Genomic DNA, 13,418 nt, shown 5'->3' with positions numbered 1-13,418 from the left:
ACGACGAGAGGGACCATGCCGCGCATCGCTTATGTAAACGGACGATATGAGCTACATGCCCATGCAAGTGTGCATGTGGAAGACCGGGGCTATCAATTCGCGGATGGCGTCTATGAGGTCTGCGAGGTCGCGCGCGGCAATCTCATGGATGTCACGCGCCATCTCGACCGGCTCGATCGCTCGCTTTCGGAACTGAAGATCACCTGGCCTCTGTCGCGGCGCAGCCTCGAGATGATCATGGCGGAAGTCGTTCGCAGGAACCGGGTCGAGAATGGCCTGGTCTATCTCCAGGTAACGCGAGGCGTGGCGCCACGCGACCATGTGTTTCCCTCGGCCTCCACACGTTCAGCTCTCGTCGTGACGTCCAAGCGCAGCGATCCGAAAGCAGCCGCGAAGCGCGCGGAGCATGGGATCAAGGTCATAACCGTTCCGGAAAACCGGTGGGAGCGTGTGGACATCAAGACGGTCGGCCTGCTCCCCAATGTCATGGCGCGCCAGAAGGCGAAGGAGGCCGGCGCCCAGGAAGCCTGGTTCGTCGATCCCGACGGAACCGTCAAGGAAGGAGCCGCCACCAATGCCTGGATCGTGACGGCGGATGGCAAGCTTGTGACGCGCCCTGCGGATTTCGGCATCCTGCGTGGCGTGACGCGTGCAACGGTGATGGACATTGCCAAAAAGCTCGGCCTGACCGTCGAGGAGCGCGCATTTTCAGTGGATGAAGCGAAGCGTGCGAAGGAGGCTTTCATCACGGCGGCGACGACGGTGGTGATGCCGGTCGTGGCGATCGACGGCGACAGCGTCGCCAACGGACACCCCGGCTCAGTTACGCTTTCACTGCGCGAAGCCTTTTTTGACGTTGCGGAAAAGACCCCCGCCTGATAACCGCGTGAGCGAAAGGGGCCGGGGTGAATCGTTCGATACCCATTTGGGCAATCGAACCTGGTTTCTGCGCGCTTGACATGGCGCAACCAAATGGGCGCTACTAGTGGCACACCGTTGGGGATCGGCGAAAGACAAGAACAATGGCGGAACGTACGCAAAACTTGCAGGACGTGTTCCTGAATTCGGTTCGAAAGAGCAAGAATCCACTTACAATCTTTCTGATCAACGGCGTCAAACTGACGGGCGTCGTGACTTCGTTTGACAATTTCTGTGTTCTTCTTCGTCGCGACGGGCATTCTCAGCTCGTCTACAAGCACGCGATCTCGACAATCATGCCGAGCCAGCCTGTGCAGATGTTCGACGGCGAAGAAGGCGGCCGGGACGGCTGATTGAAGCACCAGGACGGGGCAGGGGCTGAGGAAAGCCGTCCTTCTCGGACGGGCAGGGAAACTGCGCCTCAGGAAAAGACCGCCCGCGCCGTCATCATCGTTCCCGTTCTGACGCGCCAGCCCAGGACGTCCAGCGAAGATGCACACCAGCGCGCACGTCTGGCGCGGTCTCCTCAGGCCAGACTTGAGGAGGCGATCGGCCTTGCTGGCGCGATCGACCTCGACGCGGTGCATTGCGAAGTCGTCACCGTCAATGACCCGCGCCCGGCGACCCTGCTCGGATCGGGCAAGGTCGAAGAAATCGCGGCGATCGTAAAGGAGAGGGACGTCGAACTCGCGTTCTTCGATCATCCCCTGACGCCGGTCCAGCAGCGCAATCTGGAAAAGGCGCTCAACGCCAAGGTTCTCGATCGCACCGGCATCATCCTTGAGATTTTCGGCCGTCGCGCCCGCACGCGTGAAGGCACGCTGCAGGTCGATCTGGCGCATCTCAACTACCAGAAGGGCCGTCTCGTCCGAAGCTGGACGCACCTTGAGCGCCAGCGTGGTGGCGCTGGCTTCCTCGGCGGACCCGGCGAAACCCAGATCGAAGCCGACCGGCGCGTTCTGCAAGACAAGATCGTAAAACTGAAGCGCGAACTGGAGACGGTTCGCCGCACGCGCGATCTGCACCGCTCCAAACGCAAGAAGGTGCCGTATCCGGTCGTCGCGATCGTCGGTTACACCAATGCGGGCAAGTCTACGCTCTTCAATCGCATGACCGGTGCAGGTGTGCTCGCCGAGGACATGCTCTTCGCCACGCTCGACCCGACCTTGCGCCGGGTCAAGCTGCCGCATGGCACGATCGTGATCCTGTCGGACACGGTCGGCTTCATCTCTGACCTTCCGACACACCTCGTCGCAGCCTTCCGCGCGACGCTGGAGGAGGTGGTCGAGGCGGATCTCGTGCTCCATTTGCGCGACATTTCCGACCCGGACACGGCGGCGCAAGCAGAAGATGTCGAGCGCATCCTGCGCGACCTCGGGGTCGACGCAAACGATGAGCGCCGCGTTCTCGAAGTCTGGAACAAGGTCGATCTGCTTGACGATTCCGATCGGGAACGGCTTCTCGAAGCTGGAGCCAAGATCGGCGCGACACAGCCGGTCGCAATTTCGGCGATATCGGGCGAGGGCGTCGATACGCTCAGCGCACTGGTCGAGGAGCGGATTGCCGGCGTGCTGGAGACGATCAAGGTCGCGTTGCCTGCCGAGCGGGCAGGCGAGATCGACTGGATCTACCGCAACAGCGAGGTCGTCAAGCGTTCCGACCGCGAGGATGGCGGCGTCGATCTGGAATTGCGTGCAACGGCGTCGATACGCACCGAGATCGCCAGCCGGTTCAAACGATCCTCATAGACCGGTCAGGTCTGCTTCGCTGTCTTGGCTTGCTGCCAGTAAGCTTCCATCTCATCGAGCGTGGCATCGTCCAGCGTGCGCCCTTCGGCCTTCAGGGCGTCTTCGACATAGTGGAAGCGCCGGCGGAATTTGTCGTTGGTCTGGCGTAGCGCGTTCTCCGCGTCGATCGACAGATGGCGGCCGAAATTGACGAGAGCAAACAGCACGTCGCCGAATTCCTCCGTCGTGTGGTCTTCATCCTGCCGGTCCATCGCCTCGCGCAACTCGGCGATTTCCTCCTCGATCTTGTCGAGGATCGGCTTGGCTTCCTTCCAGTCGAATCCGACGCGGGCGGCCTTTTCCTGGAGCTTCAAAGCACGGGTGAGGGCTGGATGAACGAGCGGGATGCCATCGAGGAACCCTGTGCCGTGATCTTCCGGGTCAAGCCCGCGCGCAAGACGTGCGTTGCGCTTTTCGGCCTTCTCCTGCGCCTTGATCTTTTCCCACATGCCCTTGGCGCTACCCGCCGCGCGCGCTTCCTCGTTGCCGAAGACATGCGGGTGGCGCCTGATCATCTTGGTGGTGACGGATTCCACGACGTCCTCGAAAGCGAATTCGCCGGCCTCTTGCGCCATTCTCGCGTGATAGACGACCTGAAGCAGGAGATCCCCAAGCTCGTCACGCAGATCATCCATGTCGCCGCGCGCGATCGCGTCAGCGACCTCGTAGGCTTCCTCGATCGTGTAGGGAGCGATGGACGCGAAGTCCTGTTCGAGATCCCACGGACAGCCGGTCACCGGCGTGCGAAGCGCTGCCATGATCTCGATCAGGCGGGCGATGTCTCTGGACGGGGTCATAGGCGCAACTCGCAAGGCGGGCCGCCCGGAACTCCCGGGCGCGTGCCCGAGAGTTAGGATGATGCGCGCAATCTGTCTACTGCGCGCAAGGCTCGTCCTAGAAGAAAGCCTGAATGCCGGTCTGCGCACGGCCGAGGATCAGCGCATGGACGTCATGCGTGCCTTCATAGGTATTCACGGTCTCGAGATTGGCTGCGTGGCGCATCACCTGATACTCGATCTGGATGCCGTTGCCGCCATGCATGTCGCGAGCCATGCGCGCGATGTCGAGCGCCTTACCGCAATTGTTGCGCTTGATGAGCGACACCATCTCGGGTGCAGCGCGGCCTTCATCCATCAGGCGGCCGACGCGCAGCGCGGCCTGAAGGCCAAGCGTGATTTCGGTCTGCATGTCGGCGAGCTTCTTCTGGAAAAGCTGCGTGCCGGCGAGCGGCTTGCCGAACTGCTTGCGATCGAGCCCGTACTGGCGCGCACGCATCCAGCAGTCCTCGGCAGCTCCCATGACGCCCCAGGCGATACCGTAGCGGGCGCGATTGAGGCAGCCGAACGGACCCTTGAGGCCTTCGACATGCGGGAGGAGGGCGTCTTCGCCCACCTCGACATTTTCCATCACGATCTCGCCGGTGATCGAGGCGCGCAGGCTGAGCTTGCCGCCGATCTTCGGTGCCGAAAGGCCTTTTGTGCCCTTGTCGAGCACAAAGCCGCGGATTTTGCCGCCATGGGCTTCCGACTTCGCCCAGACGACGAAGACGTCGGCGATCGGCGCGTTCGAAATCCACATCTTGGAGCCGTTCAGCACATAGCCGCCATCGCTCTTCGTCGCGCGTGTCTTCATCCCGCCGGGATCGGACCCCGCATCGGGTTCGGTCAGGCCGAAACACCCGATCCATTCGCCGGAAGCGAGCTTGGGAAGGTATTTGTTGCGCTGGTCTTCCGAGCCATAGGCATAGATCGGGTACATGACGAGCGACGACTGGACCGACATCATCGAACGGTAGCCGGAATCGACCCGCTCGACCTCGCGTGCGACCAGCCCATAGGCCGTGTAGGAGGCGCCGATGCCGCCATAGGCTTCCGGCACCGTGACGCCGAGCAGGCCCTGTTCGCCCATCTCGCGGAAGATATCCGGATCGGTCTTTTCCTCGAGATAGGCCGTGTTGACGCGGGGCTGCAGCTTTTCCGTCGCAAAACTCTCGGCGGTGGCGCGGATCATGCGCTCTTCTTCGGTGAGTTGGTCCTCGATCAGGAACGGGTCGTTCCAACTAAAGCTGGAAAGATCGGGACGTTCCTTGGCCTTGAGCGTGCGTGTTTCGGCGGTGGCGGGCATCTGGTCCTCCTGTCTCGCATGACGGACGCGGCGCGCATTGTCCGCGCCTTCCGACTTTGCGCGGGGCCTAGCACGGCGAGGGGCTCGCTTCCAACGAACATTTATGGCAAGGTCATGAGTGAAAGTCATGACCGATGTGAGGCAGCCGTTGCGAGGCGCATATCTTCCGACCATCAGCGAGTTGCATGCATTCTCGGCCTGCGCACGAACGGGCTCGACTACGCGCGCGGCGTACGAACTCAGTCTCACCCAAAGTGCGATAAGCCGTTCCTTGGGCACGCTCGAAGAGCGGCTTGGCGTCAGGCTTTTCCACCGGGTGCGCCAGCGTCTGGTTCTCTCGGAGGCCGGCACGTCGTTCCGGCGTGAAGCAGACCGTATCCTGGACGAGCTCGACCAGGCGGCAATGTCGGTCATGGCATTTGGCGACCAGGCTCAGGTGCTTCGCCTCGCAGTGCTCCCGACCTTCGGCAAAGTGTGGCTGGTGCCGCGTTTGCGGCTTTTCCGTGCGATCATGCCGACCGTGACATTCGATATCGTGTCCCGGCTGGATGCCGTCGACTTCGACGCGGATCCATTCGACGCCACGATCCAACGCAGCGACATGCGGCCGGCGAACGCGGAGTTCGTCCCGTTGATGGACGAGCGGCTCGTCGTCGTCGCGGCGCCGGAATTCCTGGTCGGGCAGGGTGCGCTTGAAGACGGTGCGCTGGCACGGCTTCCATTGCTCCAGCAGACGACCCGGCCGAGCCTCTGGCTTGACTGGTTTCGCGATGCCGGCATCGATCCGCGCTCGATCCTGCGTGGCCCGCGTTTCGAGCACTTCGATATGGTCATCGCGGCGGCTGTTTCCGGCCTCGGCATCGCATTGGTTCCCGAGGTGCTTGCCGAAGCCGAACTCGCGGACGGACGTCTGAAGCTCGCTTCCGAGCGCCGGTTGATCGTCAGCGCACCGTACTCGCTCATCTATCCCGAGCGCAGCGCAGCACTCGACGGGTTCGATGCGTTCAAGGCCTGGCTAGAGAGCTTTCGTGTAGGCAATTCAACGGGTGCGGGCTGATTGTTACGATCGTCCTCCATTGCTGTGGAGGGAACTGTTGCCCAAGGCGGGTGTCGCTGCAAAGCCGCGCTTCAAGGATAGAGCCCACCCTCTTGTGGAGTCATGCTGAGATGCGACTTGCGGGTGGGTTCAAGCTAGCCGGCATGCCTCATCTGGGCGAGCAGTTTCTTTCGAAAGACCTCCGCTGGCGTTCGGTAGCCGAGGCATTTGCGAGGCGTCGCATTCAGCCGATTGCAGATCTCGATCAGGTCGGCATCGGTCACAGATAATGGATCGACCTCTCTCGAAAGCCATTTCCGCACCCGGCCGTTGGTGTTTTCGACGGTGCCTTTCTGCCAGGGAGATTGCGGGTCGCAGAACCACGTTTGGGTGCCTATGCTTGCCTGAAGGTAGGGCCAGTCGGTGAACTCCGTGCCACGGTCGAATGTGATCGAACGGCGAGCGAGGTGGGGTAGGGCCTGTAGCGCCTGTATGACGCCATCCATCACGGGCCGGGACTGTCGATCATTGTTGCGCAGGAAGATGGCAAAGCGACTGACCCGTTCGACCAGCGATGTGACGTTGGCCTTGCCGAACTTCTTGCGGAACTGGATCAGGTCGCATTCCCAGTGTCCGAACTGCTTACGGTCGGCAACGACATCCGGGCGGCGCAGGATGTTCAGTTCCGGGCTGAAGCGCCGGCCATGTCTGCGCCTTGCATGCCGGGGGCGGCGCCTGGCTCGATGCTCCGGCAGATGCCGCCACAGCTTGATGGCCTGGCCATCGGCCGAATACGCAAACTTGTAGATCGTCTCGTGGCTGACCGAGATCGGATGACGCTCCAGGCGCATGCGACCGGCGATCTGCTGTGGCGACCATCCATGTATGATCCGGTCGATAACGGACTGCCGGACGTGTGAGAAACGCGCCAGCTTCCGCAGCTTGGCGCGGCGCTCGCAAGCCATGCCGTGGGCCGTCACGCAATAGTAGCCGTTGAGATCTGGAACGACCTTGTCGACGAACATATTGCGCTTGATCTCGCGAAAGATCGTCGAGCGATGCCGTCCAAGCTTTTCTGCGATGATCTCGATGCTCAGGCCGGCCATCCGCCAGCGAGCAATCTTACGACGTTCATCCAGGCCGATATGGGAGTAGGTGCGTCTCATTGCATCTTCCTTGCGTATGATAACTCATTGGTATCATTCGCAAGTCGCACTTCATCCTTGAACCCACCCGGCTACACCAGATAATCGCATAATCTATCTTATGGAACTTGCCGCCGACGCCGCGAATGCGCGGTTCGTGCAGGTTGAGGCTTCCCACACGCACCGCGTGCATATACTCAGATAGCGACGGAGACTTTTATCCGCTGGGGCCACCCGCCCCAAAGGATCGGGCGCGCGGCGGCGTCCAATGGGCAGGAATCGAGGATCTGATGATGCACCGTCTGCTTTTCGCACTTCTTCTCGCGACGACCTTGCTGGGGCCCGCAAAGGCGCAGGACATGGGCGATCTCGGCAGCATGAGCGTCGAGCAGTTGCAGGCGCAGGCGCCCGATCTGCACCCGGCAGCGCTTTACGTGCTTGCGGCCCGTCTGCTGGCAAGCGGTAACGGACGCGAAGCCGCCAACTGGATGTATGCCGCCCAGCTTCGCTACCGCTTCCTGCTCGTCGTCGAAGGCGCGACCGGCAGCAGCAACAGCGCCGTGCTGTTCAGCGCGCTGACCGAACAGGTCGGCCGGCCGGTCAACGAATATATCGGCGGCAATGTCGATGAATGGCTGGCCGCGGTGGACTGGGCGCTCGAATGGGATGCCGCCAACCCCAACGGCACGACGTCCAAGACCGAACATGCCAAAACGCTGGCCGAACTGCGCGCGGGCCTGCAAGGGTTCCGCGCCTCGATCGAGGAACGCCGCGACACGATCCCCGGGGAGCGCGAGGCCAACGGTCTCGAGAACCGCTGAACGAGATGGCCGCGATGCTGAAGTTTGTCGCCGCTCTCGGGTTCGTCCTCTTGCTCGGCGTATCCGGCCGCACCGACAGTGACGAGCCCGCCAAGTCCATCAGTCTGGCGGTCGGCAGCACGGGCATTTTTTGCGTCAGGGCGCCCTGCCCGTGGCGCGGCATCGCCGATCCCGACGCGCAGGATCCGACACGTCTTCTCTGGTCGGGCGACGACTTGCCGCCCATCCATGCGCCGGACGACACCACGCGGCGGATCGAGCGCGCCTGGGACGACCACGAATGCCTGCTGGTCGAGGGCGCGTTCGATGGAGTGACCTTGCGCGTGGAGCGCATCGTGGGGCCGTGCCGGTGATCCGGCGCATCGCCCTTCTGGCCGTCGTGTCGGGGCTCGCCGCCCCGGCTCTGGCCGAGCCGAAAAACGAATTCTCCATCAACATGGGCAAGGCGTTGACGGCCGTCACGCTGGCGCGGGCCTATGTCGAGGTCTGCGACGCGCAGCATCCGGAGGGACAGGCCGACCGGCGGGACATCATGGCCGCGTGGGGCTACCGGGTCGACCTCGCCGGTTTCGACCGCCTTATCGCCGGTGCCCGCAAGGCGTTGCCGGATCTCGACAAGCAGCTCACCGAGCATGACCCTATCGTCGCGGCTGCGGCGGCCGAGAACATCCGGGGCGGTGCGTCGGTTTGCGAAACCCTCAACGATACGCTGGCGGAGGAGATGTACGACATTCGCGCGGCCGTCCGCCATCTCATGCGCAACGCCGACGATTTCGGCATCGAGATCGCGGAAGTGCCCGCTCCGCCGCCGCCCTCGGGCGACGTTCAAGTCCTGCCGCTGGCGGCGTTCTCCGTGCAGGCCGAGACGATCATGGGCGAGGTCGGCTCCAAGGCAGGCGGGCAGGCCTATCGCGACCTCTCAAAGGCCCGCGAGGAACGCCTGCTCGAATGGCTCAAGGCACGGAACGTCGTGGTGCTGCATGGGCGGGTGACAGCGGAGGATGAGCTGCGCGAATGGCGCGGCGACCAGCAATCGCGCTTCCTGGCGGATTGCACCTCGTTTTCCGAAGACCCCCACGAAGAGCGCATGGCAGCAAGCCTCGGCCAGGACATGGTCGTCGTCGGGCAACCGCGCTGGATTCGCGACGACCGCGTCGGCGGCGTCGTCGGCCTGCGCGAATGCAGCATCTTCACGCTTGCCGAAACCGGCAGGGAACTGGCCAGCGCGGACGACGCCGACGGCCTGATGCTGCGCCCGCCCGCGTTCGATGAAGCCTTTGCCGGTCCCAATGAGGGCATCGCGCTCGGCGCGATCGACCGGGTGCTCTACGATGCCGAATTCGAGAACCTCATGGACGGTTTCGGCAATGGTTACACCCGGCGCCGGGAGGACATCTATGTGCTGTTGCGCGACGGCACCGCCTACCGGCACGAATGGAACTTCGCCTTCACCGACCTCGATGTCGCGCTCTCGCGCAAGCGCGAGCCGGATCGCTGGTTCACATGGACGAGCACATGGGGAACGGTGACGCTCACCCGGACGGGCGGACCGGACGCAGGCGAGACGATCGACCTCTCGGAGGCGCGGCGCCTGCTGCCGATGCCGTCCGGCCAGACGCTCGACCACACCTATTACTATCTCAATGTCGGCATGTCGGGGGTGCGCCGAGACCGTGATTATGTGTTCGCGCGGGACGGCATGCTCACGCATACGCGCGGCGGCTTCGTCGCCGGCGCCTTCGGCACGCACTACCTCACGGTCGTCGGCATCCCGGATGTGAGCCGGTCCCGCTACAGCTTCGAGGACTTCACCTTGCTGATCGACGGCCCGGACGGCGTCGAACGGCATTTCGTGGCGATGTTCGACGGCGATGATGCCGGCAATCCCGACGAACTGATCATCGACGGACAGGTGCACTGGACACGGGACGAGAAATGACCCGTCTGGTGTGCCAACGCGACACAGCTCGTCTTGGCACGGTCCGTGCTTTGATGGTTTCTGCCGGCTCTGCTGGCGCCCTGATGGAAAATCAGGAATGGCTGCCGGGAGCCGCGGGGGGCGCCCGGCAGTCTGCGTTGGAGGACGCGCCGCGCGGCCCGATCAGTCCTCGAAGGGCTGACACGCCTGTCAACGCCTGAACGGCGCACGGGGCGTTACGGCCGGATCTGGATCTCGCCTGAGATGCGGGTCATCTCGAAATCGGTGATGAGAATGTCGAGCCGCACGGTCCAGGTGCCGGCCAGCGGCAGCACGACGTCGTCGGCCAGCCACGTACCGTCGCCGGGCTTCGACGCCTTGCGCCTGAACGGCTCGATGCCCGCGCCCGGATTGGAGAAGACGAAGGTCACGTCCTTCGCGTCGAGCGGGCCGAACTCGCCTGTCATGATCACGGCAGAGACCGTAACCGGGCCGGTGCGGCCGGGCGACACGGTGAGGTCGGCCATCGCATCCGCCGTGTGGATATGCATGGAGGCGGGCTGCGCGGCGGCGATCGCGAGCGCGCGCGGCGGCGGCGTGAAGCGCCAGCCTGCGGCGATCGCGAAGATGATCAGGACGACGACGGTCTCGGCTCCGATCGAGCGCGTCAGCCTCGATCGCGCCGCGCTACCGCCCGCGACAGCCGGTGCCGTCAGCCTCCAGCGATTGACGATCGCAAGCGTAAACAGAAGCGCGAGGCAGCCCAACTTGGCGAGCAGCAGGCGGCCATACGCCGTCTCGATCAGCGCCGATGGCGTCTCGACCTGTATGATCGTCAAAGCGACCCCTGCCGCGATCAGGACGGCGACGGCGAACGGGATGGCGGTCGAAAACCGCGCGAGCCCGGCGCTCGCATCGGCCGCGTTGGTCCGCAATGCCTGCCCGAGCGGAATGAGCGCGCCGACCCAGACGGCGATCGTGGCGACATGCAGCGCCACGGATGGCCGCGTCAGCCATTGCGGTTCGGCGGCGCCGGCATGGCCCGACAGCGACATCGCAACCGCAGCGGCCACGAGACCGGCCAAAGCGCACGCCCGCGAGACCCATGGGGTCCTGACAAGGACCGCGACGAGCGCGAGCCCGAAGGCGCCAAGCAATACGAAGACGGTCCGGCCATAGCTGGTGGAGAGCCCCGTCGACCACATCAGCGGATCGAGATAGCGCGGCAATGGCGCGCCCAGCGCGTCGAGGCCCTGAAAGCCCGGCGATGCGGCCGTTGCCAGCGCGCCAAGCAGAACAAACAGCATCGCCGCCCGCGCTCCCGACCGCGACTGCGGAAAGAAGACGGCAATCGCGAACGCGCCGCCGACGCCGAAAAACAGGCCGAGATAGAGTCCGACCCGCGTCAGCAGCAACCCGGCACGCACCGGGAGTTCCATCGGCTCCACGATCGGCGGCGGCGCGGCACTCGGCGCGCCGATGGAGAAGATGACCGAGCCGCCGACCGGGTGGCCGTCCGACGAGACGACCCGCCAGGTCAGAACATGCGTGCCGTCGGACAGATCGGCGGGCGCTTCGATCTCGACGCTGCGGTCACGGACGGCGAAGCGATCAAGCGGAACGGCCTCGCCGTCGGGCCGGATCACCTGAAGCGTGAGCGGGGAAACCGGTTCGCTGAAGCTGATGGTGAAGCGCTGCGGCGCTGCGGCCACCACTGCCCCGTCGACCGGGTCGGTCCCGGTCAGGGAAGCATGCGCTGCCGCTTCGCTTGCCATCGCGCCCGCGATCATCAGGCACAGCGCCAGCATCCTCGCCGCCGCCCGCCACGTCCCTCGCATCAGCCATTCCATGCAGCCGTCCCCACAGTCCTTCGTGCGGCCGGCGCTGCGGGCACCGACCGGTTGTTTCGCTTAGCCGATGGTCAGTGATCGCCGGCCGCCTCGAGCAGCGTCACGCCGGGGGCCGGCAGTTCGAGATCGTCCGACGACTGGCCAGCGGCGGGGGTTTCGATCCAGCGCTCGGCCAACCCCTCGGGGCATTCCTGGACGACCGGGAAATAGATGGTTTCACCGGCCTCAAGACCGCCGGCAAAATAGCCGCGCAGAACGAATTCGTCATATTCGTCGTCGCCGAGATTGCCGCCGCTCCAGACGACTTCCCGGACGCCTTCGGTGAGCTGCGCGCCGTAATATTCATAGCTCTCGGCGTAGGCACCCCGGACCTTCTCCAGGTCCCACCCTGCCTTCGGCATCGGCTTCACCGCAATGAAGCCGTCCGGGATCTGAACGCGCACGACATTGGTCGGCTTGCCCTCGCAGCCATGCGGCACGCGGAACACGGCCTTGTAGGTCGAGCCGACAGGCGCTTCCTTTTCTTCAAGCGAGACATGCGCGAACGCTGCCGTACCGCCGAATGCGAATGCGCCTGCGGCGATGATGATCTTGAGCATTGGATTTCCTCTCCATGAACCGGCATCCCCACCGGCATGACTGAACGGGCGGCTCGACGAGCCACCGAAACGAAAAATGTTGGAAAAATGCGGCGCGGCGTCAGCCGCGACGCGAGGGATTATCCGCCGTGACCGTCGTGGCCCGTGCCGCCCTGGCTACCGTGACCGGAGCTCTTGCCCATGGCGTCCACGGCGAACTCGACCTCGACGGTGCCGGCCTTCTCGAAGGTCAGCGTGCCTGCGAAGGGCTCGCCCTCTTTGGGCGCGCGTTCGAGATCCATGAACATGATGTGGTAGGAGCCGGGCGCGAGCGCGACCTCGCCGCCTGCCGGGATTTCGATCCCGTCGGGCACGGGACGCATGGTCATCACGCCATTGCCGTCCACCGCCATCTCGTGGATTTCGGTGCGACCGGCGATTTCGCCCGTCACGGAAACGAGACGGTCGGCTTCCGCGCCCTTGTTCTGAAGGACGACGTAACCCGCCGCGACGCGCGCATTGGGAGGGGTGGCTCGCGACGACGGGTGGATGATCTCGATATCCGCGGCCTTGAACTCGTGCGCCCACAGGGACTGCGTGGATGCGATCAGGACGGCGGCGGCACAGGCTGCGGCGGGAAACTTGAAAATCATGGTAGTGCTCCTCGCGCTCGTCGCCGGAAAGCAGGACGACGGCGCATATGACAACAGGAAACGCCGCCGGACGGGCGGCAGGTGTCAGGTTGTCAGAGGAGGTGCGCGCGGCTTTGCGGGATCATGATCGGCGTTGCCGGCGACCGGGACGGCCGGCGACATGATCGAAATCTCGAACGAGACCGCCAAGGGGTTGTCGAGCGCGTGCGGCTCACGGTCATCCGCCGTGATCGGCGCGAACATCGCGCAGCCCGGCGCGCAGCAATCGGGCAGGCTCGTGTGATCCTTGCCGGTGCCGGTGCCGCCGTGATCACCGCTGGTGATGCAGAGCGGATGGCCGAAGGCGTCGAGCATGGGAGAGGCAGACGCCGCACCCATGGCGAACGCGCCGAGCAGGGCCTGCAGGACGAGCATATAGGCCGCGACGAATGTCACGCCCGTGCTCAAACCGCTTCGCCTCAGATATCGCAAGATGCTCGTCTCCTGGTCATCCAATACCAGCAAACATTCCGACCGAGAACAAGCTTCGCCGCCCGGCATCTGCGACCTGTTGTCGTTGCCGGTGGTTCGATAACCGGATCGAACCAC

Annotated in this window: 14 protein-coding genes; 7 read left to right on the top strand and 7 right to left on the bottom strand. The window is 64.1% G+C overall.

The genetic code is table 11. The features are described from left to right. Positions 1 to 15 precede the first annotated feature (15 nt). The 3 genes from AAFN55_RS13800 (at position 16) to hflX (ending at position 2,666) form a co-directional block, all read left to right on the top strand. Positions 16 to 879: a D-amino-acid transaminase gene (locus tag AAFN55_RS13800; RefSeq protein WP_347799410.1), complete on the top strand. Its 864-nt coding sequence runs from the start codon at positions 16 to 18 to the stop codon at positions 877 to 879. 143 nt (positions 880 to 1,022) lie between these two features. Then, positions 1,023 to 1,271 carry an RNA chaperone Hfq gene (gene hfq, locus AAFN55_RS13795; RefSeq protein WP_347799409.1) on the top strand — a complete coding sequence of 83 codons (249 nt, stop codon included), beginning with the start codon at positions 1,023 to 1,025 and terminating at the stop codon, positions 1,269 to 1,271. Between the two features lie 108 nt (positions 1,272 to 1,379). Then, positions 1,380 to 2,666 carry a GTPase HflX gene (gene hflX / locus AAFN55_RS13790; RefSeq protein ID WP_347800260.1) on the top strand — a complete coding sequence of 429 codons (1,287 nt, stop codon included), beginning with the start codon at positions 1,380 to 1,382 and terminating at the stop codon, positions 2,664 to 2,666. Positions 2,667 to 2,671: 5 nt separating this feature from the next. Here the strand turns inward: hflX and mazG are convergent, their stop codons facing one another. Both mazG and AAFN55_RS13780 read right to left on the bottom strand, forming a co-directional pair. Then, positions 2,672 to 3,502 (bottom strand): nucleoside triphosphate pyrophosphohydrolase, encoded by an 831-nt coding sequence (gene mazG / locus AAFN55_RS13785; RefSeq protein ID WP_347799408.1) that lies wholly within the window; start codon positions 3,500 to 3,502, stop codon positions 2,672 to 2,674. Positions 3,503 to 3,599: 97 nt separating this feature from the next. Continuing rightward, entirely contained in the window at positions 3,600 to 4,829 is a 1,230-nt protein-coding gene (locus tag AAFN55_RS13780; RefSeq protein ID WP_347799407.1) for an acyl-CoA dehydrogenase, read from the bottom strand. Between the two features lie 127 nt (positions 4,830 to 4,956). Here AAFN55_RS13780 and AAFN55_RS13775 point away from each other — a divergent pair, with 127 nt between their 5' ends. After that, positions 4,957 to 5,886 carry a LysR substrate-binding domain-containing protein gene (locus AAFN55_RS13775; protein ID WP_347799406.1) on the top strand — a complete coding sequence of 310 codons (930 nt, stop codon included), beginning with the start codon at positions 4,957 to 4,959 and terminating at the stop codon, positions 5,884 to 5,886. A 134-nt stretch (positions 5,887 to 6,020) separates the two neighbouring features. On the opposite strand, the gene AAFN55_RS13770 is transcribed toward AAFN55_RS13775, so the two are convergent. Continuing rightward, positions 6,021 to 7,031 carry an IS30 family transposase gene (locus AAFN55_RS13770; RefSeq protein WP_347799023.1) on the bottom strand — a complete coding sequence of 337 codons (1,011 nt, stop codon included), beginning with the start codon at positions 7,029 to 7,031 and terminating at the stop codon, positions 6,021 to 6,023. A gap of 272 nt (positions 7,032 to 7,303) precedes the next feature. Between AAFN55_RS13770 and AAFN55_RS13765 the strand changes: the two genes are divergently transcribed. The 3 genes from AAFN55_RS13765 to AAFN55_RS13755 are packed head-to-tail and all read left to right on the top strand — an operon-like array spanning position 7,304 to position 9,770. Further along, positions 7,304 to 7,831, top strand: a complete 528-nt coding sequence (locus AAFN55_RS13765; protein WP_347799405.1) for a hypothetical protein — start codon at positions 7,304 to 7,306, stop codon at positions 7,829 to 7,831. A 14-nt stretch (positions 7,832 to 7,845) separates the two neighbouring features. Next, a complete protein-coding gene (locus tag AAFN55_RS13760; RefSeq protein WP_347799404.1) occupies positions 7,846 to 8,184 on the top strand; it encodes a hypothetical protein in 339 nt (112 codons plus the stop codon). Beyond that, positions 8,181 to 9,770 (top strand): hypothetical protein, encoded by a 1,590-nt coding sequence (locus tag AAFN55_RS13755; protein WP_347799403.1) that lies wholly within the window; start codon positions 8,181 to 8,183, stop codon positions 9,768 to 9,770. The genes AAFN55_RS13760 and AAFN55_RS13755 overlap by 4 nt, the downstream gene beginning before the upstream one ends. Positions 9,771 to 9,985: 215 nt before the next feature. On the opposite strand, the gene AAFN55_RS13750 is transcribed toward AAFN55_RS13755, so the two are convergent. The 4 genes from AAFN55_RS13750 to AAFN55_RS13735 all read right to left on the bottom strand — a co-directional run bounded on the left by AAFN55_RS13750 (position 9,986) and on the right by AAFN55_RS13735 (position 13,277). Then, complete coding sequence (locus AAFN55_RS13750; protein ID WP_347799402.1) at positions 9,986 to 11,587, bottom strand: copper resistance protein CopC; 1,602 nt, start codon at positions 11,585 to 11,587, stop codon at positions 9,986 to 9,988. An 83-nt stretch (positions 11,588 to 11,670) separates the two neighbouring features. After that, a complete protein-coding gene (locus AAFN55_RS13745) occupies positions 11,671 to 12,198 on the bottom strand; it encodes a YcnI family protein (protein WP_347799401.1) in 528 nt (175 codons plus the stop codon). A 119-nt stretch (positions 12,199 to 12,317) separates the two neighbouring features. Beyond that, positions 12,318 to 12,830 (bottom strand): copper chaperone PCu(A)C, encoded by a 513-nt coding sequence (locus AAFN55_RS13740; protein ID WP_347799400.1) that lies wholly within the window; start codon positions 12,828 to 12,830, stop codon positions 12,318 to 12,320. Between the two features lie 84 nt (positions 12,831 to 12,914). Further along, a complete protein-coding gene (locus AAFN55_RS13735; protein ID WP_347799399.1) occupies positions 12,915 to 13,277 on the bottom strand; it encodes a hypothetical protein in 363 nt (120 codons plus the stop codon). Between the last annotated feature and the right edge of the window lie 141 nt (positions 13,278 to 13,418).

The sequence above is a fragment of the Mesorhizobium sp. CAU 1732 genome (assembly GCF_039888675.1).
GTDB lineage: Bacteria > Pseudomonadota > Alphaproteobacteria > Rhizobiales > Rhizobiaceae > Aerobium.
The sequence above is the reverse complement of the archived record's forward strand: the minus strand, read 5'-3'. Positions and strand labels throughout refer to the sequence as shown.